This window comes from Ectopseudomonas composti (assembly GCF_900115475.1).
GTDB lineage: Bacteria > Pseudomonadota > Gammaproteobacteria > Pseudomonadales > Pseudomonadaceae > Aquipseudomonas > Aquipseudomonas composti.
The window spans coordinates 63025-89472 of the sequence record NZ_FOWP01000003.1 but is presented as its reverse complement, the minus strand read 5'-3'; the positions used below and the strand labels follow the sequence as shown (position 1 = coordinate 89472).

Genomic DNA, 26448 nt, shown 5'->3' with positions numbered 1-26448 from the left:
TGTCAAAGCGTCACGGGCGACGGCCAGCCACGGCGCTCTTTTTCCTGCCGATACAAGCTGTTACTGTACCGCCCCAGAAGCCCAAACGCCGCCATGGATCGGATCTCACGCCCGATGCGTCCCCTCCTCCTGCTGTTCCTCAGCCTGGCCTTGAGCTTTCCCGCCTCTGCGACTCTCAGCGAGAGCCACGGCTATGCCCAGTTCGGGACACTCAAGTACCCTGCCAGCTTCAGTCATTTCGACTGGGTCAACCCCGATGCGCCCAAAGGTGGCACGTTGCGCATCATGGCGGCCGGCACATTCGATACGCTCAACCCCTACACCTTCAAGGGCAGCAGCCCGATCTCGACTGCGCACTTCCTGCAGTACGGCGCCAATGAGCTGAACGAACCCCTGATGGTCGGCACCGGCGCCTATGACCCTTCGGGCGATGAGCCTGCATCCAGCTACGGCCTGATCGCCAAGAGCGTCGAGTACAGCGAGGACCGCAGTTGGGTGGTCTTCAACCTGCGACCGGAAGCACGCTTTCACGACGGCAAACCCATTACCGCCTACGACGTGGCCTTTTCCTATCGCCTGCTGCGTAATGACGGCCACCCGCAATACCGCACCAACCTGCAGGAAGTGAAGCGCGTCGACATTCTGGGCAGACACCGTATCCGCTTCGTCTTCAAGCGCGCCGGGAACCCGCTGCTGATCCTGCGCCTGGGCGAACTACCCGTCCTGCCGCAGCACTACTGGAAAGACCGCGATTTCAAGAGCACCACCTTCGACGCGCCACTGGGCAGCGGGCCCTACCGTATCGTCCAGGTCGTGCCGGGCCGCCGCCTGGTGTTCGAGCGAGTGAAGGACTGGTGGGGCAAGGATCTGCCGGTCAATCGCGGCAAATATAACTTCGACCGCATCGAAGTGGAGTTCTACCGGGACAACCATGTCGCCTTCGAGGCATTCAAGGCAGGCGAATTCGATTTCTACATCGAAAATCAGGCGAAGAACTGGAGTAACGGCTATCGCTTTCCAGCTGTCACCCGCGGCGACGTGATTCGCGCCGAGATACCCCACCAGATTCCGACCCAGACCCAGGCGCTGTTCATGAATACGCGTCGCGAGCTGTTCAGTGACCGCAGAGTGCGCGAAGCGCTGGGGCTGATGTTCGACTTCGAGTGGACCAATCGCACGCTGTTCAACAACGCCTATGTACGCGCTGCCAGCTACTACCCCAACAGCGAGTTTTCGGCCACCGGCAAACCCGAAGGCGCGGAATGGCTGCTGCTTTCCCCCCACCGCGACAAGCTGCCTGCGCGCCTGTTTACCGAAGCGCCGAAACAACCGGTAACCGACGGCCGTGGCATCCCGCGGGAAACCTTGCGGCGCGCCCTCGGTCTATTGGCCGAAGCCGGCTGGAAGCCAGTCGGCCAGGAGCTGCGCAATGCGCGAGGGCAACGCCTCGAATTCGAAATCATGCTGGTCAACCCGAGCCTCGAGCGCATTCTCCAGCCCTACACCGCCAACCTCGCCAGCATCGGCATAAGCGCCAACCTGCGCACCGTGGACCGCGCCCAGTACAAGCAACGCCTCGACCAGTTCGATTACGACATGATTCTGCTGACCCTACCGCAAACCCTCAGCCCAGGCCTGGAGCAATCGCTGTACTTCCACTCCAGCCAGGTGAACGTAAAAGGCGGCAAGAACTACGCCGGGGTCAACGATCCGGTGGTCGACCAGATGATCGACAAACTGCTCTCGGCGCAGACCCGCGACGAGCAGGTCGCCGCCGCTCGCGCCCTGGACCGGGTCCTGCTCTGGCAGCACTACAGCATTCCCAACTGGTACATCAATTATCACCGCCTGGCGTACCGTAACCGGTTCGCCTTCGTCACCACGCCGCCCTACACGCTGGGCCTGCGCACCTGGTGGCTGAAGCCCACGGAGAACACTCGATGACCCACCCGCTGCGCAGTTTCCTGCTTCACGGTAGCAGCCTCATTCTGCTCGGCCTAGCCGGCCTTGCCTTCGCCGCCCCCAAACACGCTGTCACGCTCTATGACGAGCCGCCCAAATACCCCGCCAACTTCACACATTTCGAATACACCAACCCCGATGCGCCCAAGGGCGGCACCTTCCGTGAAGCGGGTTTCGGTGGCTTCGACAGCCTCAATCCCTTCATCAGCAAAGGCGTGGCCGCCGACGAGATCAACCTGATCTACGACACCCTTGCCGTACAGAGCATGGATGAGCCGTTCACCGCCTACGGCCTGGTAGCAGAGAAGATCGAGAAGGCGCCCGACAATGCCTGGGTACGCTTTCTGATACGCAAGGAGGCGCGCTTTCACGACGGCACGCCGATCACCGCCGACGACGTCAAGTTCACCTTCGATACGCTGATGGAAAAAGGCGCACCGATGTACCGCGGCTACTACGCCGACGTCGACCGAGTCGAAGTGGAGTCTGCGCGCAGCGTGCGCTTCGTGTTCAAGCACGCCGGCAATCGCGAACTGCCATTGATCGTCGGCCAGTTACCGGTACTGCCCAAGCACTGGTGGGCCGAACGCGACTTCGCCAAGAGTAACCTTGAGGTACCGCTGGGCAGCGGCCCGTACAAGGTCGGGCGCGTCCAGGCCGGTCGCAGTATCCGCTACGAGCGGGTCGACGACTGGTGGGCCAAAGACCTGCCGGTGAGCCGCGGCTTCTACAACTTCGACACCATCCAGATCGACTACTACCGCGACAACACCGTGGCCCTGGAGGCGCTCAAGGCCGGCCAGTTCGACTATTGGCTGGAAACCAGCGCGAAGAACTGGGCGACCGCCTACAATACCCCGGCAGTCGCCAACGGTCAGCTGATCAAGGAAGAGATCCAGAACCGCAACCCGACCGGGATGCAGGGCTTCATCTTCAACACCCGCCGCCCGCAGTTTCAGGATCGCCGCGTGCGTGAGGCGCTGGGCCTGCTATACGACTTCGAATGGGCCAACAAGCGCCTGTTCAACGGTGCTTATTTCCGCACCCGCAGCTACTTCGACAACTCTGAACTGGGCTCGCAAGGGCTGCCCGGCGAGGAGGAGCTGGCGATCCTCGAGCCGCTGCGCGGCAAGATTCCCGCCGAAGTCTTCAGCGAAGAGTTCCGCGTACCGGCTACCGACGGCAGCGGCATCATCCGCGAGCAGCAACGCCGTGCCTACCAACTGCTGCAACAGGCCGGCTGGCGCATCGATGGCGACCGCATGCTCGATGCCAACGGCCAGCCGGTGAGTTTCGAATTCCTGCTCGCGCAGACCGAATTCGAGCGTGTGCTGCTGCCCTTCAAACGCAACCTGGCCGACCTCGGCATCGAGCTGGTGATCCGCCGCGTCGACGTTTCGCAGTACATCAACCGCCTACGCTCGCGTGATTTCGACATGATCGTCGGCGGCTTCGGTCAGTCCAACTCGCCGGGCAACGAGCAACGCGAATACTGGCACTCCTCCAGCGCCGACAACCCTGGCAGCCGTAACTTCATCGGCCTCAAGGACCCGGCCATCGACCAGATCGTCGAAGAGCTGATCAACGCCGACTCGCGGCAGGATCTGATCGCCCACACCCGCGCCCTCGACCGCGTGCTGCTGTGGGGCTACTACGTGATCCCCAACTGGCACATCAAGACCTGGCGCGTCGCCTACTGGAACCGTTTCGAGCATCCGAAGGTGACGCCGCTCTACGACATCGGCCTGCACACCTGGTGGGTGCGCCCGGGCCTGGAACAGCCGAGCGAGGCCCAGCAACAGGCGACCGAAGAGGCGGTGCAATAACATGCTGGCCTATATCTTTCGCCGCCTGCTGCTGATCATCCCGACCCTGTTCGGCATCCTGGTGATCAACTTCATCATCATCCAGGCCGCGCCTGGCGGCCCGGTCGAGCAAATGATCGCCAAGCTGGAAGGCTTCGATGGCGCCACCAGCCGTATCGCCGGAGGTGGCGCCGAAGTATCGGTGGCCGGCTCCAACTATCGCGGCGCCCAGGGCCTCGACCCGCAGCTGATCGCCGAAATCGAGAAGATGTACGGTTTCGACAAGTCGGCACCAGAACGCTTCTGGATAATGCTGAAAAACTACGCCCAGCTGGATTTCGGCTCCAGTTTCTTCCGCGACGCGCAGGTCATCGACCTGATCATCGAGAAGATGCCGGTGTCGATCTCGCTTGGGCTATGGAGCACCTTGATCATGTATCTGGTCTCCATCCCGCTGGGCATCGCCAAGGCCACCCGCCACGGCAGCGCCTTCGATGTCTGGACCAGTTCGGCGATCATCATCGGCTACGCCATCCCGGCCTTCCTCTTCGCCATCCTGCTGATCGTGATGTTCGCCGGCGGCAGCTACTGGGACTGGTTCCCGCTACGCGGCCTGACCTCGAACAACTTCGAGCAACTCAGCCTCGGCGGCAAGATCCTCGACTACCTCTGGCACCTGGTGCTGCCAGTCACGGCATTGGTCATCGGCAACTTCGCCACCCTGACCCTGCTGACCAAGAACAGCTTCCTCGACGAAATCAACAAACAGTACGTGGTGACCGCCCGCGCCAAGGGCCTGACCAACCATCGCGTGCTCTACGGCCATGTGTTCCGTAACGCCATGCTGCTGATCATCGCTGGCTTCCCGGCCGCGTTCATCGGCATCTTCTTCACCGGCTCCCTGCTGATTGAAGTGATCTTCTCGCTCGACGGCCTGGGCCTGATGAGCTTCGAGGCGGCGATCAACCGCGATTATCCGGTGGTGTTTGGCACCCTGTTCATCTTCACCTTGCTGGGGCTGATCGTGAAATTGATCGGTGACATCACCTACACCCTGGTCGATCCGCGCATCGACTTCGAAAGCCGGGAGGGTTGAGCATGAAACTCTCGCCTCTCAATCAACGCCGCTTCGACCGTTTCAAGGCGCACAAACGTGGCTGGTGGTCACTGTGGCTGTTCCTCCTGCTGTTCGGCCTGAGCCTCGGCGCCGAAATGATCGCCAACGACAAGCCGCTGGCCGTGCGCTACGACGGGCAGTGGTATTTCCCGGTACTCAAACGCTACCCGGAAACCGTGTTCGGCGGTGAGTTCCCGCTGCAGGCCAACTACAAGAGCCCGTACATTCAGGACCTGATCGCGGAGAAGGACGGCAAGATGATCTGGCCGCCGATCCCCTTCAGCTATTCGAGCATCAACTACGACCTGGAAGTGCCGGCCCCGGCCCCGCCTTCGGCGGACAACTGGCTGGGCACCGACGATCAGGGCCGTGACGTGTTGGCGCGAGTGATCTACGGCTTTCGCATCTCGGTGCTGTTCGCCTTGATCCTGACCCTGGCCAGCTCGGTGATCGGCGTGATCGCCGGCGCACTACAGGGCTTCTATGGCGGCTGGGTCGACCTGCTCGGCCAGCGTTTCCTGGAAATCTGGTCGGGCCTGCCGGTGCTCTATCTGCTGATCATCCTCGCCAGCTTCGTGCAGCCGAACTTCTGGTGGCTGCTCGGGATCATGCTGCTGTTCTCCTGGATGAGCCTGGTCGACGTGGTGCGCGCCGAATTCCTGCGCGGCCGCAACCTCGAGTACGTACGCGCGGCGCGAGCGCTGGGCATGGGCAACGGCGCGATCATGTTCCGCCATATCCTGCCCAATGCCATGGTCTCGACCATGACCTTCATGCCCTTCATCCTCACCGGCGCCATCGGCACCCTGACTGCCCTGGACTTCCTCGGCTTCGGCCTGCCGCCTGGCGCGCCGTCGCTCGGCGAGCTGGTCGCGCAGGGCAAGAGCAACCTGCAGGCGCCCTGGCTGGGCATCAGCGCCTTCGCCGTGCTGGCGATCATGCTGAGCCTGCTGGTGTTCATCGGCGAAGCCGCCCGCGATGCTTTCGACCCGAGGAAATGACATGAGCCAGAACGAAACCCTGTTGCAAGTTCGCGACCTGGCCGTCGAGTTCGTCATGGGCGAGCAATGCCAGCGCGTGGTCGACGGCGTCAGCTTCGACATCCATAAAGGCGAAACCCTGGCTCTGGTCGGTGAGAGTGGCTCGGGCAAATCGGTCACCGCCCACTCAATCCTGCGCCTGCTGCCCTACCCGCTCGCGCGCCACCCGCACGGCAGCATCGACTACGCTGGCGAAGATCTGCTCAAGCTCGGCGAAGGCCGCCTGCGCGGCATTCGCGGCAACCGTATCGCCATGGTCTTCCAGGAGCCGATGACCTCGCTCAACCCGCTGCACTGCATCGAAAAGCAGATCAACGAGGTGCTCGCCCTGCACAAGGGGCTACGCGGCAAGGCGGCCAGTGCGCGCACGCTGGAACTGCTGGAGCTGGTTGGCATTCCCGAGCCGAAGAAGCGCCTCAAGGCCTACCCGCACGAACTGTCCGGCGGCCAGCGTCAGCGCGTGATGATCGCCATGGCACTGGCTAACGAGCCACAACTGCTGATTGCCGACGAACCCACCACAGCCCTGGACGTCACCGTACAGCTGAAAATCCTCGAATTGCTCAAGGATTTGCAGGCGCGCCTGGGCATGTCGCTGCTGCTGATCAGCCACGACCTCAACCTGGTTCGCAGAATTGCCCATCGCGTATGTGTCATGCAGCGCGGTCGCATCGTCGAACAGGCGTCATGTGAAGAATTGTTCCAGGCTCCGCAGCATCCCTACACCAAGGAACTGCTCGGTGCCGAGCCCAGCGGCGACCCTGCGGCCAACCCTGCGGGCAAGCCGATGCTGGAAGTGGACGACCTGCGCGTATGGTTCCCGATCAAGAAGGGCCTGCTGCGCCGGACGGTGGATCATGTCAAAGCGGTGGACGGCATCAACTTCAGCCTGCCTCAGGGCCAGACCCTGGGCATCGTCGGTGAAAGTGGTTCCGGTAAATCCACCCTGGGCATGGCCATTCTGCGGCTGCTCGCCAGTCGCGGTGATATCCGCTTCCAGGGTCAGCAGCTGCAGGGCCTCAGCCAGCAGGAAATACGCCCGCTGCGTCGGCAGATGCAGGTGGTGTTTCAGGACCCCTTCGGCAGCCTGAGCCCACGCATGTCGGTGAGCCAGATCGTCGGTGAAGGTCTGCGCATTCACGGTATGGGCAACGAGGCGGAACAGGAACAAGCCATCATCGACGCGCTTTTGGAGGTAGGGCTGGACCCGCAGACGCGGCATCGCTACCCCCACGAGTTTTCTGGCGGGCAACGGCAGCGGATTGCCATTGCCCGGGCACTGGTGTTGAAACCGGCGCTGATCTTGCTGGACGAGCCCACTTCGGCGCTCGACCGCACGGTACAGCGTCAGGTGGTGGAGTTGTTGCGCGGCTTGCAGGCCAAGTACAACCTGACCTATCTGTTTATCAGCCATGACCTGGCGGTAGTCAGAGCGCTGAGCCACCAGTTGATGGTGGTCAAGCAGGGCCAGGTGGTCGAACAGGGGTCTGCCGAGTCGATCTTCAGTGCACCGCAACACCCTTATACGCAGCAGTTGCTGGAAGCCGCTTTTCTGGCCCCGGCAACGGCTCACTGATCCTTGAAACAGGAAGAGGAATAGCACAATGGGTTTTCTAACCGGTAAGCGCGTACTCATCGTTGGCGTTGCCAGCAAACTGTCCATCGCCTCGGGCATCGCAGCCGCCATGCACCGCGAAGGTGCCGAGTTGGCCTTCACCTACCAGAACGAGAAGCTCAAGGGCCGCGTAGAAGACTTCGCTGCCGGCTGGGGCTCAAACGCCGACCTGTGCTTCGCCTGCGACGTCGCCAATGACGAAGAAATCGCTGCTGTATTCGAAGCGCTGAGCAAGAAATGGGACGGCCTGGACTGCATCGTTCACTCCGTTGGCTTCGCTCCGGGCGATCAGCTCAATGGCGACTTCACCGACGTCACCACCCGTGAAGGCTTCAAGATCGCCCACGACATCAGCGCCTACAGTTTCGTCGCCCTGGCCAAGGCCGGTCGCGAGATGATGAAAGGCCGCAACGGCAGCCTGCTCACCCTCTCCTACCTGGGCGCTGAGCGCACCATGCCCAACTACAACGTCATGGGCATGGCCAAGGCCAGCCTGGAGGCCGGTGTACGCTATCTGGCCGGCAGCCTCGGCCCTGAAGGCACGCGCGTCAACGCCATCTCCGCCGGCCCGATCCGCACCCTGGCGGCCAGCGGCATCGCCAGCTTCCGCAAGATGCTGGCTGCCAACGAGAAGCAGACTCCGCTGCGCCGCAACGTCACCATCGAGGAAGTCGGCAACGCTGGCGCGTTCCTCTGCTCCGACCTGGCTTCGGGCGTAAGCGGTGAAATCATGTACGTCGACGGTGGCTTCAACACCACCGCCATGGGCGCCATGGAAGACTGATTGGCAGTCGCCTGGGCATCGAATGGAGCACTACCATCGATGCCCACCCCTGCATAACGGCGCACGCGCCGGCAACGAAAACGCCGCAGGCTCCCTGGAACTGCGGCGTTTTCGTTTCCGGCAATTATTCGTCAGAACGCCAAAAGCCTCAGTCAGCGGTGCTGATGCCGCCCCCCCTATCTCGTGAAAGCCCGGCACCCATCCAGGCTGACGTTGTCCTAGCTGGGAAGCCAGGAATCGAGATGGGTAAATGATCCCGACAAACAAGTGGCGAGCCGGCCTGATCACTGCGCTATGCAGCCTTGTGGCGGGCTGCGCATTACCGGCACTGGATGGCCGTAGTGAGAGCCAGGCCTTCACCCAGGCGGAAACGGCCAACACCACGCTGGGACAAGCGCTGGGCAGCCAGCGAGATGCTCATCCGGGCCTGTCCGGCATCCTGACGCTGACAGCCGCTCGAGATGCCTTCGCTGCACGCATGCTGATGGTCGAAGCGGCCGAACGCAGCCTCGACGTGCAGTATTACATCTGGCGCAACGACATTACCGGCACTCTGTTACTCGACGCGCTGCTCAGAGCAGCCGAACGAGGTGTCCGCGTGCGCTTGCTGCTCGACGACAACGGCATCGCCGGCCTTGACCGGACGCTGAGCACGCTCGATCACCACCCCAATATCGAAGTACGCCTGTTCAACCCCTTCTCCCTGCGCCAGGGCAAGATGCTGGGTTATCTGACTCACTTCTCCCGTGCTAACCGGCGCATGCACAACAAGTCGCTTACCGTCGACAACCAGGCCACCATCATCGGCGGGCGCAATATTGGCGACGAATACTTCGATGCCAGTGAGGGCGTGCTTTTCGCCGACCTCGACGTGCTGGCAATCGGCCCGGTCGTCGCCGACACCTCGGCCGATTTCGATCGTTACTGGGCCAGTGATTCGAGCTATCCACTGGAACTGATCGTGCCGCGTCGCCAGAGTGCTCCGTTGCGCCTGCACGACATCGCTGCAGATCTTTCCAATTCGCCTGCTGCCAGCGGTTATGTGAAAGCGCTGCAGGATAGTGACTTCATTGCACGCTTGCTGGACAAGAACCTGAGCTTCGAATGGAGCGAGACCACCCTGGTCAGCGACGACCCCGCAAAGGGCCTTGGCAACGCCAGTGACGGCGAACTGCTGATCAGCGATCTGGCTGAGATGCTCGACAGCCCCGCATCTCGGGTCGATCTTGTCTCTCCCTATTTCGTCCCCACGCAAACTGGCGTCGACCTCTTCACCGATATGGTACGGCGCGGCGTAGAAGTGCGCATTCTCACCAATGCTCTGGAAGCAACCGACGTGACACCCGTACATGCCGGCTACGCCAAGCGCCGTCGCGACCTGCTGGAAGGTGGCGTCAAGCTCTATGAAATGCGCCTGGGTGCAGACGACGAAGGCCACCGGGAAAAAGCCGGGCCGTTTGGCAGCTCCGGCTCGAGCCTGCACGCGAAGACCTTCGCCCTGGATGGCCAGCGAATCTTCATCGGCTCATTCAACTTCGATCCGCGCTCGGCCCGCCTCAACACAGAGATGGGATTCATCATCGAAAGCCCGGCGCTGGCAGCAGCCATTGGTCAGGCATTCGAAACCGAGATCCCGGCAAATGCCTACGAGCTGAAGCTGGACGAGAATGGCCGGATCTACTGGCTTGAACGCGTAGATGGTGAGCAACGTCGACTCGACAGCGAGCCAGGCACAAACCCGCTAAAAAGCCTGGGCATACGCCTGCTCTCGTGGCTACCCATCGAATGGCTGCTATGAACCACGAACGAAAAAGCCCCGCACTTGGCGGGGCTCTTTCGTAGCAAACAACGATCAGAAACGCTCGATGTCGGCCTTGGCTTCAATCTGCTTACGCAGCGCCGCGAAGTCCTGCTGACCCGCGCGCGAAGCGAGGAAGTTGCGGTACATGGCGAGCTCTTCGTCCGCCAGCGCTTCTTCCGGTACGTTCACGCCATCGAGACGCAGCACGACATAGTCGCCATTGTTCAGCGTCACACCGGCGAAGGTCGGCTCACCTGCCTTGGCAGGCTTGGGCATGCGGAACAGTGCCTGCAGTACCTTAGGCTCGACGCCGTCCTGGCTGCGAGTGGCTGCTTCCTGAACCTGCCAATCAGCACCAGTAGCTTCGCCTGCCTCGGCAGCGGCCAGTTGCTTCTCGCCCTCAGCCTTGGCGGCAGCGGCAGCACGTTCCTGCTGCAGATGGGCACGGATGCTTTCGGCAACCTGCTCCAGCGGCAGTTGCTCGGGCTTGTTGTGTTCTTTCACACGCACCACAACCACAGTGCTCGGGTCCAGTTCGATGGTCGAGCTGTTGGTGCCATCTTCCAGAACTTCAGGGCTGAAGGCAGCTTGCAGCACCTGACGATTGGCAGTAATACCCGTTGCACCACCCTCACGACCGAAGGCTTCACTGGTCTTGACCTCGAGTCCCAGCTCTTGAGCCGGCTGAGCCAGATCCGATGCTTCGAATGCGGCATCTTCCAGCTGCTTGGTCGCCTCGACGAAGCGCTGCTCGACCTGCTGAGCCTTGAAGTCACGCGCCAGCTTGTCCTTGAGGCTGTCGAAGCTTGGCACTTCAGGCGCCTGAACGCCCAGCAGCTTGATCAGGTGCCAGCCGAACTCGCTCTTCACCGGCTCGGAAACCTGGCCTTGCTGCAGCGCATAGAGTGCCTCTTCGAAGGCCGGGTCGTATACGCCAGGACCGGCATAACCCAGGTCACCGCCATCGGCAGCCGAACCCGGGTCCTGCGAGAACTCCTTGGCCAAAGCAGCGAAGTCTTCACCAGCATCCACACGCGACTTGATCTCTTCGATCTTGGTACGTGCGGCCTGGTCATCACCCTCGATCAGGATGTGCGCAGCCTGACGCTGCTCAGCCAGGTTGGCGATTTCGCTCTCGTACAGCGGCTGCAGGTCTGCATCGCTGACCTCGACCTGATCAAAGAAGCTGTCCTTGTGCAGCTCGACGTAGTCCAGCACCACTTGCTCGGGGCTCATGAACTCGCCGGCATGCTCGTCGTAATAGGCTTTGACGTCGTCATCGCTCAGCTCGATCGCAGCGCTGTCGGCCTTGACGGTGAAGCTGGCGAAGTCACGGGTCTGACGCTCCAGATTGGCGAACGCAAGGGCCTCCTGCTTGGTGACGAAGCTACTGGCACCGAGGCCGGCGCGCAGTTGCCCGATCAGCATTTCCTCTTCCAGCATCTGGCGGAACTGCATACGGGTGTAGCCCATCTGGCGAATGACCTGATCGAAGCGCCCAGCATCGAAGCGGCCATCTACCTGGAATTCGGGAGTTTGCAGGATCACCTGATCCAGCGACGCCTGCGAGAAGGCAAAATGAGCGTCATCGGCTGCTTGCAGCAGCAACTTGCGCTCGATCAGGCCCTTGAGCGAAGCCTCACGCAGCAGCTTGTCATCGAGCAACGAGGCATCGAAATCACGGCCCAGTTGCTGCAGCAGCTGACGGCGCTGCATTTCAACGGCCTGGTTGAGCTCGTTGAGGGTAATGGTGTCACCGTTCACGTCAGCCGCATTGTTGCGGTTGCTGGTACCCGTGACGATGGCTTCGAAACCGGTAAAGGCCATCAACATCACGATGAGGCCGATGATGATTTTGGCAATCCAACCGCGTGAATTGTCCCTGATGTTTTGCAGCATGCTTCCCCCAGAACGACTGTACAGAGTCACCAGCCGCGCAGTGTGGGTAATGTCCAGATAGAAGAAAGGCGCATCCTTGGATGCGCCTTCTCGTAACGCGTTAAGCGGTCAGTGCAGAAGAGTCGACGACTTCCTGCTCTGCCTCCTAACAGCCGCCAGACAGAGCCTGACGGCGAGGCAAACCCGGAAGACGCTTAGTTGACGGCGTCTTTCAGAGCCTTGCCAGCTTTGAAGCCCGGGATCTTGGCAGCAGCGATGCTGATCGGCTTGCCGGTCTGCGGGTTGCGGCCAGTGCGAGCAGCACGCTCTTTGACAGCGAAGGTGCCGAAGCCAACCAGTACGACGGAATCACCAGCCTTCAGAGCGCCAGTGACGGATTCAATCACTGCATCCAGCGCGCGGCCAGCAACAGCTTTCGGGATATCAGCAGATGCAGCGATGGCATCGATCAGTTCCGACTTGTTCACTCTAAGTCCCCTTATTTCTGTTGAGTTTGTTTCTTGATTTTTAGTGTAAGCAAAGCGGGTGCTGGATGGCCTGCTGACACAATAAGAGCCGCTTTATAACAAGGGCTCAAAAATTGTGTCAAGGAAGCCCTCCGGCTAATGCGTGCTGATTCGCTCCTTGGAATCAGACTCGCGCTTGTCATCCGTTGCAACCATCTCGGGAGCCGCATCGGGCAAGGGCTCCGGGGCGTATTGCAGCGCAATTTGCAGGACCTCGTCAATCCATTTAACCGGTTTAATCTGCAGGTCTTGCTTAATATTTTCCGGAATTTCTTTCAAATCGCGCACATTTTCTTCGGGAATGATCACTGTCTTGATCCCACCCCGATGAGCAGCCAGAAGTTTTTCCTTGAGACCACCGATGGCCAACACCTGGCCACGCAAGGTGATTTCACCGGTCATGGCCACGTCTGCCCGCACCGGAATCTGGGTCAATGCCGACACCAATGCCGTGCACAAACCTATGCCCGCACTCGGGCCATCCTTGGGTGTTGCACCTTCGGGCATATGGATGTGAACGTCGCGCTTCTCGTTGAAATCAGCGGAGATCCCCAGGCTTTTCGCCCGACTGCGCACCACTGTCATAGCCGCTGTCATCGACTCCGCCATGACGTCTCCAAGCGAGCCCGTCTTGATCAGATTGCCCTTGCCAGGCACCACAGCCGTCTCGATGGTGAGCAGCTCGCCACCTACTTGCGTCCAGGCCAATCCGGTCACCTGACCGATCTGATCCTGCTGTTCGGCAAGACCGTAACGATGCTTGCGCACGCCCAGGAAGTGCTCCAGCGAATCAGCAGTGACCGTGACCTGGAAACGCTTCTCGCGCACGTGCTCCTTGACCACTTTGCGGCATACCTTGGCGATTTGCCGCTCAAGACTGCGCACACCAGCTTCGCGCGTGTAGTAACGAATGATGTCGCGAATCGCCGCTTCTTCGAACGCCAGCTCACCCTTCTTCAGGCCATTGGCCTGTATCTGCTTGGGCGCCAGGTACTTGATGGCGATGTTGACCTTTTCGTCCTCGGTGTAGCCCGGCAAGCGGATGACTTCCATACGATCCAGCAGCGGACCGGGGATGTTCATCGAGTTGGCAGTACAGAGGAACATCACATCCGACAGGTCGTAATCGACCTCTAGGTAGTGATCGTTGAAATTGTGGTTCTGCTCGGGGTCGAGCACCTCCAGCAGTGCCGAGGCAGGATCGCCACGCATGTCCTGGCCCATCTTGTCGATCTCATCGAGCAAGAACAGCGGGTTGCGCACACCGACCTTGGTCATCTTTTGAATCAGACGACCCGGCATCGAGCCGATGTAGGTACGACGGTGACCACGAATCTCGGCTTCGTCACGCACACCACCGAGCGCCATGCGCACGAATTTGCGGTTGGTCGCGGTGGCGATAGACTCGGCCAGCGAGGTCTTGCCCACGCCGGGCGGACCGACCAGGCAGAGCACCGGCCCCTTGAGTTTCTTCACCCGTTTCTGCACGGCGAGATACTCGAGGATGCGTTCCTTGACCTCTTCCAGGCCGTAGTGATCGGCATCGAGAATGCTTTCGGCACGCGCCAGGTCCAGGCGGACCTTGCTCTCTGCCTTCCACGGCACGTTGACCAGCCAATCGATGTAGGAACGTACAACGGTGGCTTCAGCGGACATTGGCGACATCTGCTTGAGCTTGTTCAGCTCAGCATTGGCCTTGGTCATGGCCTCCTTGGACAGGCCAGCGTTGTCGATGCGCTTGCGCAGCTCGTCGAGCTCATTGTGGCCTTCGTCGATGTCGCCCAGCTCTTTCTGAATGGCCTTCATCTGTTCATTCAGGTAGTACTCGCGCTGACTACGCTCCATCTGCTTCTTCACGCGGCCGCGAATGCGTTTCTCGACTTGCAGCAGGTCGATCTCGGCATCCAGCAGCGCCAGTACGTGCTCGACACGAGCGGACAGCGCGGTAATCTCCAGGATCTCCTGCTTCTGCTCGATCTTCAGCGCCATGTGAGCAGCCATGGTGTCTACCAGGCGACTCGGCTCATCGATGCTATTGAGCGAAGAAAGGACTTCCGCCGGGACTTTCTTGCCCAACTGCACATATTGCTCGAACTGGCTGAGCAAGCTGCGAGTGAAGACTTCCGACTCGCGCTCGGCCGTCTCGCCCTCCTCGATCAGCTGCACTTCGGCACGGCAATGGTCATCGAACTCGATGAAACGCTCAATGGAGCCGCGCTGCTCACCCTCGACCAACACCTTGACGGTGCCGTCGGGCAACTTGAGTAGCTGCAGGACGGTGGCAACGGTGCCAACGCGATACAGGTCCTGATCATCCGGATCATCGACGGCCGGATTCTTCTGGGCCACCAGAAGAATCTGCTTGTCGCCCGTCATCGCAGCCTCGAGGGCCTCGATAGATTTCTCACGCCCGACGAAAAGCGGGATGACCATGTGCGGATAGACCACTACATCGCGCAATGGCAGGAGAGGCAATTCGATGGTTGTCTTCATGATTTCGGCTCAGCGGCGGCCATAAGGCCGTAAACAGGCGGGATTACCCTTGGCTTTTAAGATGGGGGTAGCTCCCACAAAAAACAAGCGCAATGTCCAGAAAAGCGAAGGGGCCCAAAGGGCCCCTTCTTTGCATCGTGTAACAGCCGTCAGGCGTCTGGCGCGGCCTTCGCCGGCGGCTCGCTGTTCTCGTAGATCAACAGCGGCTTGGACGAACCCTCGATGACGCTCTCGTCGATAACCACCTTGCTCACGTCCTGCTGGGACGGGATCTCGTACATGGTATCGAGCAGAATGCCCTCGAGAATCGAACGCAGGCCACGAGCACCAGTCTTGCGCTCCAGCGCCTTCTGCGCCACGGACTTCAGCGCATCGGAGCGGAACTCCAGATCCACGCCTTCCATCTCGAACAACTTGGCGTATTGCTTGGTCAGCGCATTCTTCGGCTCGGTGAGAATCTGTACCAGAGCTGCTTCGTCCAGCTCCTCCAGAGTCGCGATCACCGGCAGACGACCGACGAACTCGGGGATCAGGCCAAACTTGACCAGATCATCCGGCTCGACCTCACGCAGAGACTCGCCGATTTTCTTGCCTTCCTGCTTGCTGCGCACTTCCGCACCGAAACCGATGCCGCCCTTGGTGGAACGCGCCTGGATGACTTTCTCCAGACCGGCGAATGCGCCGCCGCAGATGAACAGGATGTTGCGCGTATCGACCTGCAGGAACTCCTGCTGCGGATGTTTGCGCCCGCCCTGCGGCGGAACCGAAGCCACGGTGCCTTCGATCAACTTGAGCAATGCCTGCTGCACGCCCTCGCCCGATACGTCACGGGTAATCGACGGGTTGTCCGATTTGCGCGAAATCTTGTCGATTTCGTCGATATAGACAATGCCCATCTGGGCCTTCTCGACATCGTAATCGCACTTCTGCAGCAGCTTCTGGATGATGTTCTCGACGTCCTCACCCACATAACCAGCTTCGGTCAAGGTGGTGGCATCGGCGATGGTGAACGGCACGTTGAGCAGGCGCGCCAGCGTTTCCGCCAGCAACGTCTTACCGGAACCGGTCGGGCCGATCAGCAGAATATTGCTCTTGCCCAGCTCGACATCGTCTTTCTTGTCGCGCTGGTTCAGACGCTTGTAGTGGTTGTACACCGCTACCGACAGCACCTTCTTGGCGCGCTCCTGACCAATCACATACTGATCGAGGATGCCGCTGATTTCCTTGGGTGCCGGGAGTTTATGCGCGCTGCTCTCGGCCTGGGCTTCCTGCACCTCCTCACGGATGATGTCGTTGCACAGGTCGACGCATTCGTCGCAGATGAAGACGGAAGGACCGGCGATCAACTTGCGCACTTCATGCTGGCTTTTGCCGCAGAAGGAGCAATAAAGCAGTTTGCCGTTGTCCTCACCGTTACGGGTATCAGTCATTCGATCAATCCAATACGGTAGGCTTGAAACACAAGATGAAGGCAAATGCGGGCATTTTCAAGGGCGCAGGTCGCGTCATTGAAGGGTGCCCGCAGGCTGCGCCTTATCTAGACCGGCATTTGACGTTTTTCATGTACGGCATCGACGAGACCATATTCCACGGCGCGCGAAGCGCTCATGAAGTTGTCGCGGTTGGTATCACGCTCGATGATTTCCAGGCTCTGACCGGTGTGGTGAGCCAGCAACTGGTTCAGACGCTCGCGAATGAAGAGGATTTCCTTGGCATGGATCTCGATATCCGAGGCCTGCCCTTGGAAGCCGCCCAGCGGCTGGTGAATCATCACACGCGAGTTCGGCAGGCAGAAACGCTTGCCTTTGGCACCGCCAGCCAGCAGGAATGCACCCATGCTGCAGGCCTGCCCGATGCAGGTGGTGGACACATCGGCCTTGATGAATTGCATGGTGTCGTAGATCGCCATGCCGGCAGTCACCGAGCCACCTGGCGAGTTGATGTACAGATGGATGTCCTTGTCCGGGTTTTCTGCTTCCAGAAACAGCAACTGGGCGCAGATCAGGTTGGCCATGTAGTCCTCGACCTGACCAACCAGAAAGATCACGCGCTCCTTGAGCAGGCGCGAATAGATGTCGTAGGCACGCTCGCCACGAGCGGACTGCTCGATGACCATCGGCACCAGGCCGCCAGCGGCCTGGATTTCAGGCATGTTTTGCATAAAAGGATTGCGGGACATGTCTTGCGCTCACTCCCTAATAGTCATGTCTCAAATACGCATAAGCCAGCACGGAGGCTGGCTTATGGTGGTGTACTCGAACGAGGTTACCAGATCAGTCGGCTTTAGGAGCTTCCGCCGGCTTGACTGCGTCTTCGTAGGAAACCGCTTTATCGGTCACGTTGGCCTTCTGCAGAACAGTATCTACAACTTGCTCTTCCAGTACAACCGAACGCACTTCGTTCATTTGCTGGTCGTTCTTGTAGTACCAGGCAACCACTTGCTCAGGTTCCTGATAAGCCGAAGCCATCTCTTCGATCAGCTCGCGTACGCGGGCTTCGTCCGGCTTCAGCTCGAACTGCTTGACCACTTCAGCGACGATCAGGCCCAGCACGACACGGCGCTTGGCTTGCTCTTCGAACAGCTCAGCCGGCAGTTGATCAGGCTTGATGTTGCCACCGAACTGCTGAACGGCTTGCACACGCAGACGATCCACTTCATTGCCGATCAGCGCCTTCGGCACTTCGACCGGGTTGGCAGCCAGCAGGCCGTCCATTACCTGGTTCTTGACCTTGGACTTGATGGCCTGACGCAGCTCGCGCTCCATGTTCTTGCGAACTTCGGCGCGGAAGCCTTCCAGACCACCTTCCTTGATGCCGAACAGAGCGAAGAACTCGTCGTTCAGCTCAGGCAATTGCGGGGCGGAAACGCTGTTCACGGTAACGGTGAACTCGGCGGTCTTGCCGGCCAGATCGAGGTTCTGGTAGTCCTCAGGGAAAACCGGATTGATGACGCGCTCTTCGCCAGCCTTGGCACCGACCAGGGCGTCTTCGAAGCCCGGGATCATGCGGCCGGAGCCCAGCACCAGCTGAGTACCCTTGGCGCTACCGCCAGCGAAGGCTTCGCCGTCGATCTTGCCGACGAAATCGATGTTCAGTTGGTCGCCGTTCTCGGCAGCACGCTCAACAGCTTCGAAGCGGGTGTTCTGCTTGCGCAGGATGTCGAGCATGTTGTCGACGTCGCTGTCAGCTACATCTGCCTCGAGGCGCTCGATGGCGATGGTGTCGAAACCGGAAACCTGAAACTCGGGGAACACTTCGAAGGTAGCGACGTATTCCAGAGCCTTGCCCTTCTCGAAAGACTTCGGCTCTACGGCCGGAGCACCAGCCGGGTTCAGCTTCTGCTCGACCACGGCCTCGTAGAAGGTAGCCTGGATCAGGTCGCCCAGTGCTTCCTGACGAGCGGCATCTTCGTAACGCTGACGAATCACGCTCATCGGTACCTTGCCAGGACGGAAGCCAGGAACCTTGGCACGACGGGCAGTCTGCTGCAGACGCTTGTTGACTTCGGTCTCGATGCGCTCGACGGGTACGCCGACGGTCATGCGGCGCTCAAGAGCAGAAGTGCTTTCAACAGAAACTTGCATGGATATTCCTCGTTGCACAGACATAAGCCGGCTCGAACCGGCCCCGAATCAAGGCCAAGCATTCTAGAGGGTCAATGTGCAGAAGTCACCCTAGAAGCAGGCGGCAGTCGGGAGGGCTATATAAAGATGGTGCGGACGGAGAGACTCGAACTCTCACACCTTGCGGCGCCAGAACCTAAATCTGGTGTGTCTACCAATTCCACCACGTCCGCGTGGCTTTGCAGCTTAAAACAAAAACGCCAGGCTTTGGGCCTGGCGCTTTGGAATATGGGGTGGACGATGGGAATCGAACCCACGACACCAGGAGCCACAATCCTGTGCTCTACCAACTGAGCTACGCCCACCATATTGCATTTGCTTACTCAACTTGCCTGACCGCCAAATGGCGCACCCGGCAGGACTCGAACCTGCGACCATCCGCTTAGAAGGCGGATGCTCTATCCAGCTGAGCTACGGGCACTTATCCATCCGCTAGCGCAGACTTACAAGCTTTTGGCTCCAACCTCACCACCAGGGCTTGGCTCTTGCCGCCTCACCCAGCGAGTGGCTGTTCCTGAGAAGCGGGGCGAATGTTATAGGCGACTCCCAACCTCGTCAACAGAAATTTTCAAAAAAATTCAGCGATTTAAAGGAGTTACGCGAAAACCGCGGTCGGCGCCTTTGCCCGAGTGAGCGCCCATGCGAGAATGCGCGTCCTTTTTTCATCCTTATTAATGGTTAACCAGCGCAATGACCGCACAACTGATCGACGGCAAGGCGATAGCCGCCAGCCTCCGCCAGCAAATCGCCCAACGTGTCGCCGAACGTCGCCAGCAAGGCCTTCGTGCGCCAGGCCTGGCAGTGATTCTGGTCGGCACCGATCCCGCCTCCCAGGTCTATGTGTCGCATAAACGCAAGGATTGCGAAGAAGTCGGCTTTCTCTCCCGCGCCTATGACCTGCCTGCAGAGACCAGCCAGGCTGATCTGCTCGCGCTGATCGATGAGCTCAACGAAGACCCGACCATCGACGGCATCCTGGTACAACTGCCACTGCCGGAGAACCTCGACTCGTCTCTGCTGCTCGAGCGCATTCGCCCGGACAAGGATGTCGATGGCTTCCACCCCTACAACATCGGTCGCCTGGCCCAGCGCATGCCTCTGCTGCGCCCGTGCACACCGAAGGGCATCATGACCCTGCTGGAAAGCACGGGTGTCGATCTGTACGGCATGCATGCGGTGGTAGTTGGTGCATCCAATATCGTTGGCCGCCCGATGGCGATGGAGCTGCTGCTGGCCGGTTGCACTGTGACCGTCACCCACCGTTTCACCAAGGATCTGGCCGGCCACGTCGGCCAGGCCGATATCGTCGTGGTCGCGGCCGGCAAGCCGGGCCTGGTCAAGGGTGAGTGGATCAAGCCAGGCGCCATCGTCATCGACGTTGGCATCAACCGACAGGAAGACGGCAAGCTGGTCGGCGACGTGACCTTTGATGCCGCCCTGCCCCGCGCTGGCTGGATCACTCCGGTCCCAGGCGGCGTTGGCCCGATGACTCGCGCCGGGCTGTTGGAGAACACCCTGCACGCAGCCGAACACCTGCATAAATAAGCAGCGCTGCATAACGAGCAACGGCACCCGAGGGTGCCGTTGTCGTTTCTGCCGTATGGATCAGTTGCGCGCCTGTTCCCAGGACTTGAGCAACTCGTCATAGGCGATGGTTTCGCCCTTGGGCTTCTCGTTGGCCAGCTTGGGCTTCGGTGCGCCCGGCTGATCGAACCAGTACTGCGGATCACGTGGCTCGTTCAGCTTCGGCCCGCACTCGCCCAATACACCGGAGCGCTCCAGGCGACCGAGCATGGTGTCTTGCGCTGCGGCCAGGCCATCAAGCGCCTGTTGGGGCGTCTTGTCACCGCTAGCGGCCTCGGCGATGAACTGCCACCACAGCTGAGCCAGACGTGGATAGTCCGGCACGTTGGTGCCGGTCGGCGTCCACTGCACGCGTGCCGGGCTGCGGTAGAACTCCACCAAACCACCGAGCTTGGGCGCCACGTCGGTCATCGCCTGCGAGTTGATATCCGACTCGCGGATCGGTGTCAGGCCGACCAGGGTCTTCTTCAGCGAGACGGTCTTGGAGGTGACGAACTGTGCGTAGAGCCAGGCAGCCAGGCGCTGTTTCTCCGGGGTGGAGTTGAGGAAGGTCCAGGAGCCGGTGTCCTGGTAACCGAGCTTCATGCCCTCCTCCCAGTACGGGCCCTTGGGCGACGGCGCCATGCGCCATTTCGGTGTGCCATCGTCGTTGACCACCGGCAGGCCCGGCTTGGTCATATCGGCAGTAAAGGCGGTGTACCAGAAGATCTGCTGAGCGATCGCCCCTTGCGCCGGCACCGGGCCGGACTCGGAGAAGGTCATGCCCTGCGCTTCCGGTGGCGCGTACTGGCGCATCCAATCGACGTATTTCTGCGTGGCGAACACCGCCGCCGGCCCATTGGTGTCGCCGCCGCGGGCAACACTGGAACCTACCGGCCGGCAGCCATCGACGCGAATGCCCCACTCGTCCACCGGCAGACCATTGGGCAATCCCTTGTCGCCACCGCCAGCCATGGAGAACCAGGCATCGGTGAAGCGCCAGCCCAGCGACGGATCCTTCTTGCCGTAGTCCATGTGGCCATAGACGCGCTTACCGTCGATCTCCTTGACGTGCTTGGAGAAGAACTCGGCGATGTCCTCGTAGGCAGACCAGTTCACCGGCACGCCCAGCTCGTAGCCGTAGATTTCCTTGAACTTGGCCTTCAGCTCGGGGCGCTCGAACCAGTCGGCGCGGAACCAGTAGAGGTTGGCGAACTGCTGGTCGGGTAACTGATAAACCTTGCCGTCCGGCCCGGTAGTGAAGGACAGGCCGATGAAGTCTTCGAGATCGAGGGTCGGCGAGGTGAAATCCTTGCCTTCGTTAGCCATCATGTCGGTGATCGAGACCGCCTTGCCATAGCGGAAGTGGGTGCCGATCAGGTCCGAGTCATTGACCCAACCATCGTAGATGTTCTTGCCAGACTGCATCTGCGTCTGCAGTTTCTCGACCACATCGCCTTCTTGCATCAGGTCATGCTTGAGCTTGATCCCGGTGATTTCGCTGAACGCCTTGGCCAGCACCTTGGACTCGTATTCGTGGGTGGTCAGGGTTTCCGAGGCGACATTGATGTTCATGCCACGAAACGGCTCGGCAGCCTTGATGAACCACTTCAGCTCTTCGAGCTGCTGCTCGGGCGTCAGGGTCGAGGGGTTGAACTCATCAGCGATCCATTTCTTCGCGGCTTCTTCATAGGCATCTGCCCAGGCCGCACCGCTCAAACCGGACAACGCCAGCAGGGCGGCCAACGCCATGCTATGTCGGGTCTTGTTGTTATTGTCGAACATAGAGACCTCCATCTCAGGATATGGGGAGAGGCATACCGGTGGCAGCCCGGCTCAGCCCCAGCGCATGACTGCGCACAACCACAACAGTGATAGCAGCGACGCTATCCACACGCTCCAGTCGGTCACGCCGATTACCAGCAGATGCAGGTAGGCGCTGCCGAGCAGACCGATGAACAGCCGATCCCCACGGGTGGTGGTGATCGGCAGAAAACCCTTGCGCTCGACGCACGGCCAGCGCAGCTCGACCAGCGTCATGCCGGCCAGCAGCACGGCGATGCCGGCGAAGAACAGCGCGGTCGGTAGAGTCCAGGCCATCCAGCTCATGATGAACCTCCCTTACACGCGACCGAGGGCAAAGCCCTTGGCCACATGATTGCGAACGAACCAGATCACCAGCATCCCGGGGATGATGGTCAGCACCCCGGCAGCGGCGAGTACACCCCAGTCGATACCCGAGGCGGACACGGTGCGGGTCATCACCGCCGCGATGGGCTTGGCGTCCACCGAGGTCAAAGTGCGCGCCAGCAGCAGCTCGACCCAGGAGAACATGAAGCAGAAGAAGGCGGTGACGCCGATGCCAGAGCGGATCAGCGGAATGAAGATCTTCACGAAGAATTTCGGGAAACTGTAACCGTCGATATAGGCCGTCTCGTCGATTTCCTTGGGTACGCTGGACATGAAGCCTTCGAGAATCCACACCGCCAGCGGCACGTTGAACAGGCAATGCGCCAGCGCCACGGCGATATGGGTGTCGAACAGGCCGATGGACGAGTACAGCTGGAAGAACGGCAGCAGGAACACCGCCGGCGGCGCCATGCGGTTAGTCAGCAGCCAGAAGAACAGGTGCTTGTCGCCAAGAAAACGATAGCGCGAGAAGGCATAGGCTGCGGGCAAGGCCACGCTGAGCGAGATCAGGGTGTTGAGGCTGACGTAGTACAGCGAGTTGAGGTAGCCCTCGTACCAACTACGGTCGGTGAAGATCACCCGGTAGTTGTCCAGGGTGAAACTCTGCGGCCATAGGCTGAGGCCACCAAGAATCTCGGTATTGCTCTTGAACGACATGTTCAGCAGCCAGTAGATCGGCACCAGCAGGAACAGAAAATAGATCAGCAGTACCAGGCGTTTGCGCAGCGTCATGGTCGGCCTCAGCGGGTTTTGTCGTCGTGGGTCATGGCGGTGTAGAACAGCCAGGACACCAACAGGATGATCAGGAAGTACACCAGCGAGAACGCTGCTGCCGGGCCCAGGTCGAACTGGCCGACGGCCATTTGCGTCAGGGTCTGGCTGAGGAAGGTGGTGGCGTTACCCGGCCCGCCGCCGGTGAGCACGAACGGCTCGGTGTAGATCATGAAGCTGTCCATGAAGCGCAGCATCACCGCGATCAGCAGCACGCTCTTCAGCTTGGGCAGCTGGATATGGCGGAACACCGCCCAATTCGACGCACGGTCGATCCTCGCGGCCTGGTAGTAAACATCGGGAATGGCGCGCAGCCCGGAGTAGCACAGCAACGCCACCAGCGAGGTCCAGTGCCAGACGTCCATGATCAGCACCGTCACCCACGCATCCATGGTGTTGGCGGCGTAGTTGTAGCTGATACCCAGGCTGTTCAGCGCCCAGCCCATCAGGCCGATGTCGGCGCGGCCAAAGATCTGCCAGATGGTGCCCACCACGTTCCACGGGATCAGCAGCGGAATGGCCATCAGGATCAGGCACAGCGAGGCCCAGCGCCCGCGCGTCGGCATACACAGGGCGATGGCGATACCCAGCGGGATCTGGATCAGCAGCACGCAGGCGGAGAAGATGAACTGGCGCAGCAGCGAGTCGTGCAGACGCGGGTCCTGCAGCACCTGGCGGTACCAGTCGACACCGACGAAGTAGCGCGTGGACGGGTCGAAGATGTCCTGCACCGAGTAGTTGACCACCGTCATCATCGGCACGATGGCACTGAACGCCACCAGCAGGAACACCGGCAGCACCAGCCACCAGGCCTTGTTGTTCTGCACCTTCATGGCGCCACCTCCACCAGATAGTCATCGGCATAGAGCATCAGCCACTGCGCCGGAAAGCTGAGGTAGACCTGCTCGCGTGGCACGGGCTGGTCTTCCTGCAGGCGCACCTTGAGCACTTGGCCATCGAGGTCGAAGGTGAGGATCTTGTAGGTGCCGAGATCCTCGACGTGCAGCACCCGACCACACAGCGCGTCTTCGTAAGCACCGTCCCAGACATGCACGAACTCGGGACGGATGCCCACCTGCAGACGTTTGCCGTCCAGTTCGACCAGGCGCCGATTGAGCGCGTCAGAGAGTGGTAACTGGGTGCCAGCGAAGCGCACGCCGCCCTCGCAGCGCTGCACGTCGATCAGATTCATGCCCGGGCTGCCAATGAAATAGCCGACGAAGGTATGGCCGGGGCGCTCGAACAGTTCGCGCGGCGTGCCGAACTGGACGATCTGCCCGCCGTACATCACCGCGATTTTGTCGGCAAAGGTGGAAGCCTCCAGCTGGTCGTGAGTGACGTAGACCATGGTGATGTTGAACTGCTCGTGGATCTGCTTGAGCTTGCGCCGCAGCTTCCACTTCAGGTGCGGGTCGATCACCGTCAGCGGCTCGTCGAAGAGAATCGCCGAGACATCGTCACGCACCAGGCCACGGCCCATGGAGACTTTCTGCTTCTCGTCGGCGGTGAGGTTGCGCGCTTTCTTGTGCAGCAACGGGTGCAGCTCCAGCACCTCGGCAATCTCGTGCACCTTGCTCATCACCCGCGCTTCATCCATGCCCTGGTTGCGCAGCGGGAAGGCCAGGTTGTCGAACACCGTCATGGTGTCGTAGACCACCGGAAACTGGAAAACCTGGGCGATATTGCGCTCTTGCGGCGACAGCGTGTTGACCGCCTTGCCGTCGAACTGCACCTCGCCCTGCGACGGACTGAGCAACCCGGAGATGATGTTGAGCAAGGTGGACTTGCCGCAGCCCGACGGCCCCAGCAACGCGTAGGCGCCGCCCTGCTGCCAGACATGGTTCATCTCGCGGATTGCGTAATCTTCCGGCGCTTTCGGCGTGCCGCTGTAGCTATGCGCGAGGTTGTGCAAGCGAATCTCGGCCATCAGGCGGCCCTCCCCTGACGACGACTGGGTGCCTGCACCAACTGCCCATCGGCAGCGAAGACGAACAGCTTGTGTGTGGGGATGTAGATCAGGATCGGCGTATCGACCGCATACTCGTGCACGCCCGGCAGATGCAGCACCAGCACGAACTGCTCGTTGCGCACATGCAGGAAGGTTTCCGAACCGCTGATCTCGGCCAGCTCAACGGTCACCGCCAGCTCCAGATCATCGTCGTTGGACGGTACCAAACCGATATGGCTGGGGCGCACGCCAAAGCGGTACTCGCCCTCGGCGATGCCGCGCAGATCGGGGTTGAGCGGAAAGTGCACACAGTCGGCGAAGCTAACCTCGGAGCCGCTGATACGCCCCGGCATCAGGTTGATCGCGGGCTCGGAGAACAGCTCGGCAGCCAGCACCTGCTGCGGACGGTGGTAGACCTCGGCGGTCTTGCCGCTCTGCACCACCCGCCCCTCATGCAGGATGGTGGTGGTACCGCCCAGTGCCAGCGCCTCGTTGGGCTCGGTGGTGGCGTAGATGGCAATGGTATGGCGCGCCTGGAACAGCTCGCGCATTTCCTGGCGCAGCTCTTCGCGCAGCTTGTAGTCGAGGTTGACCAGCGGTTCGTCGAACAGGATCAGCGAGGCATCCTTGACCAACGCCCGGGCCATGGCCGTGCGCTGTTGCTGGCCGCCGGAGAGTTCCAGCGGATAACGCGACAGCAGTTTCTCGATGCGCAGCATACGCGCGGTGGCCTCGACCTTCTCGACGATCTGCTCCTTGGCCACACCGGCCTGACGCAGTGGCGAGGCGATGTTCTCGAACACCGTCAGGGTCGGGTAGTTAATGAACTGCTGATAGACCATCGACACGTTGCGCTGGCGCACCGGCACGCCGGTGACATCGGCGCCGTTCATCAACACCCGACCGCTATTGGGCCGATCCAGCCCGGCCATAAGGCGCATCAGGCTGGTCTTGCCGGCCAGGGTGCGACCGAGCAGAACGTTGAAGGAGCCAGGTTCGAAACTGAGGCTGGCATCGTCGATATGCACCTGGCCGTCGACGATACGGGTGACGTGTTCGAGCTTGAGCGACATGACCTGTCCTTTTTCTTGTCGTGCCATTCGATTGCGAACATCGATAGCGACAAGCGTGCCAGTCCCCGCAGAATAAACGCATCTCTTTGATAAATAATAAAAAGCTGCCAGTTTCTACAGGCCTGCCAGTTTTTCACTGAACACTTTTGAACAGTCAAATGTGAACAACTGAACAATTCGTTCGTTGACTTTGAACAGGCTTGAACGAAACTGGATCGATCGCGGCGCAGATCGCGAACCAACAAGAAGAGATCGCAC

Annotated in this window: 20 protein-coding genes and 3 tRNA genes; 8 read left to right on the top strand and 15 right to left on the bottom strand. The window is 60.5% G+C overall.

Features of this window, described 5'->3' with window-relative positions; all coding sequences use genetic code 11:
- The first annotated feature begins 114 nt into the window (after positions 1–114).
- From BM059_RS06605 to BM059_RS06575, 7 genes are all read left to right on the top strand, one after another.
- Entirely contained in the window at positions 115–1944 is a 1830-nt protein-coding gene (locus tag BM059_RS06605) for an extracellular solute-binding protein (RefSeq protein WP_074937536.1), read from the top strand.
- Positions 1941–3788, top strand: a complete 1848-nt coding sequence (locus BM059_RS06600; RefSeq protein ID WP_037000817.1) for an extracellular solute-binding protein — start codon at positions 1941–1943, stop codon at positions 3786–3788. The genes BM059_RS06605 and BM059_RS06600 overlap by 4 nt, the downstream gene beginning before the upstream one ends.
- A gap of 1 nt (position 3789) precedes the next feature.
- The gene (locus BM059_RS06595) at positions 3790–4863 is read left to right on the top strand and encodes a microcin C ABC transporter permease YejB (protein ID WP_074937534.1); all 1074 of its coding nucleotides are present in this window, start codon (positions 3790–3792) and stop codon (positions 4861–4863) included.
- Positions 4864–4865: 2 nt separating this feature from the next.
- Positions 4866–5885, top strand: a complete 1020-nt coding sequence (locus tag BM059_RS06590; protein WP_074937532.1) for an ABC transporter permease — start codon at positions 4866–4868, stop codon at positions 5883–5885.
- Between the two features lies 1 nt (position 5886).
- The gene (locus tag BM059_RS06585) at positions 5887–7500 is read left to right on the top strand and encodes an ABC transporter ATP-binding protein (RefSeq protein ID WP_074937530.1); all 1614 of its coding nucleotides are present in this window, start codon (positions 5887–5889) and stop codon (positions 7498–7500) included.
- 28 nt (positions 7501–7528) lie between these two features.
- On the top strand, positions 7529–8323 hold the full coding sequence (gene fabI / locus BM059_RS06580; RefSeq protein WP_074937528.1) for an enoyl-ACP reductase FabI: 795 nt from the start codon (positions 7529–7531) through the stop codon (positions 8321–8323).
- Positions 8324–8573: 250 nt separating this feature from the next.
- Positions 8574–10121, top strand: a complete 1548-nt coding sequence (locus BM059_RS06575) for a phospholipase D family protein (RefSeq protein WP_074937526.1) — start codon at positions 8574–8576, stop codon at positions 10119–10121.
- Positions 10122–10175: 54 nt separating this feature from the next.
- Here BM059_RS06575 and BM059_RS06570 read toward each other — a convergent pair whose 3' ends face one another.
- From BM059_RS06570 to BM059_RS06530, 9 genes are all read right to left on the bottom strand, one after another.
- On the bottom strand, positions 10176–12023 hold the full coding sequence (locus BM059_RS06570) for a SurA N-terminal domain-containing protein (RefSeq protein ID WP_074937525.1): 1848 nt from the start codon (positions 12021–12023) through the stop codon (positions 10176–10178).
- A 194-nt stretch (positions 12024–12217) separates the two neighbouring features.
- On the bottom strand, positions 12218–12490 hold the full coding sequence (gene hupB, locus BM059_RS06565; protein ID WP_003239952.1) for a nucleoid-associated protein HU-beta: 273 nt from the start codon (positions 12488–12490) through the stop codon (positions 12218–12220).
- 135 nt (positions 12491–12625) lie between these two features.
- Complete coding sequence (gene lon / locus BM059_RS06560; RefSeq protein WP_074937523.1) at positions 12626–15022, bottom strand: endopeptidase La; 2397 nt, start codon at positions 15020–15022, stop codon at positions 12626–12628.
- Positions 15023–15171: 149 nt separating this feature from the next.
- Positions 15172–16452 carry an ATP-dependent Clp protease ATP-binding subunit ClpX gene (gene clpX, locus BM059_RS06555; protein WP_037000808.1) on the bottom strand — a complete coding sequence of 427 codons (1281 nt, stop codon included), beginning with the start codon at positions 16450–16452 and terminating at the stop codon, positions 15172–15174.
- Between the two features lie 107 nt (positions 16453–16559).
- Positions 16560–17201, bottom strand: a complete 642-nt coding sequence (gene clpP, locus BM059_RS06550; protein WP_037000807.1) for an ATP-dependent Clp endopeptidase proteolytic subunit ClpP — start codon at positions 17199–17201, stop codon at positions 16560–16562.
- A gap of 94 nt (positions 17202–17295) precedes the next feature.
- Positions 17296–18606 carry a trigger factor gene (gene tig, locus BM059_RS06545; protein ID WP_037000805.1) on the bottom strand — a complete coding sequence of 437 codons (1311 nt, stop codon included), beginning with the start codon at positions 18604–18606 and terminating at the stop codon, positions 17296–17298.
- 127 nt (positions 18607–18733) lie between these two features.
- Positions 18734–18818 (bottom strand) — tRNA-Leu (locus BM059_RS06540).
- A gap of 56 nt (positions 18819–18874) precedes the next feature.
- Positions 18875–18950, bottom strand: a tRNA-His gene (locus BM059_RS06535).
- 39 nt (positions 18951–18989) lie between these two features.
- Positions 18990–19066, bottom strand: a tRNA-Arg gene (locus BM059_RS06530).
- Between the two features lie 269 nt (positions 19067–19335).
- On the opposite strand from BM059_RS06530, the gene folD reads away from it, so the two are divergent.
- The gene (gene folD / locus BM059_RS06525; RefSeq protein ID WP_037000804.1) at positions 19336–20190 is read left to right on the top strand and encodes a bifunctional methylenetetrahydrofolate dehydrogenase/methenyltetrahydrofolate cyclohydrolase FolD; all 855 of its coding nucleotides are present in this window, start codon (positions 19336–19338) and stop codon (positions 20188–20190) included.
- Between the two features lie 60 nt (positions 20191–20250).
- On the opposite strand, the gene BM059_RS06520 is transcribed toward folD, so the two are convergent.
- Genes BM059_RS06520 through BM059_RS06495 form a run of 6 tightly spaced genes read right to left on the bottom strand, consistent with a single transcriptional unit; the run spans position 20251 to position 26190 of the window.
- A complete protein-coding gene (locus BM059_RS06520) occupies positions 20251–21993 on the bottom strand; it encodes an ABC transporter substrate-binding protein (RefSeq protein ID WP_074937522.1) in 1743 nt (580 codons plus the stop codon).
- Between the two features lie 51 nt (positions 21994–22044).
- Positions 22045–22317, bottom strand: a complete 273-nt coding sequence (locus tag BM059_RS06515) for a DUF2160 domain-containing protein (RefSeq protein WP_003459912.1) — start codon at positions 22315–22317, stop codon at positions 22045–22047.
- A 12-nt stretch (positions 22318–22329) separates the two neighbouring features.
- A complete protein-coding gene (locus tag BM059_RS06510; RefSeq protein WP_037000801.1) occupies positions 22330–23130 on the bottom strand; it encodes a carbohydrate ABC transporter permease in 801 nt (266 codons plus the stop codon).
- Positions 23131–23138: 8 nt separating this feature from the next.
- Complete coding sequence (locus tag BM059_RS06505; protein WP_037000800.1) at positions 23139–24002, bottom strand: carbohydrate ABC transporter permease; 864 nt, start codon at positions 24000–24002, stop codon at positions 23139–23141.
- Positions 23999–25096 carry an ABC transporter ATP-binding protein gene (locus BM059_RS06500; protein WP_074937521.1) on the bottom strand — a complete coding sequence of 366 codons (1098 nt, stop codon included), beginning with the start codon at positions 25094–25096 and terminating at the stop codon, positions 23999–24001. Before BM059_RS06500 ends, BM059_RS06505 begins: the two co-directional genes overlap by 4 nt.
- A complete protein-coding gene (locus BM059_RS06495; protein ID WP_074937519.1) occupies positions 25096–26190 on the bottom strand; it encodes an ABC transporter ATP-binding protein in 1095 nt (364 codons plus the stop codon). Before BM059_RS06495 ends, BM059_RS06500 begins: the two co-directional genes overlap by 1 nt.
- Between the last annotated feature and the right edge of the window lie 258 nt (positions 26191–26448).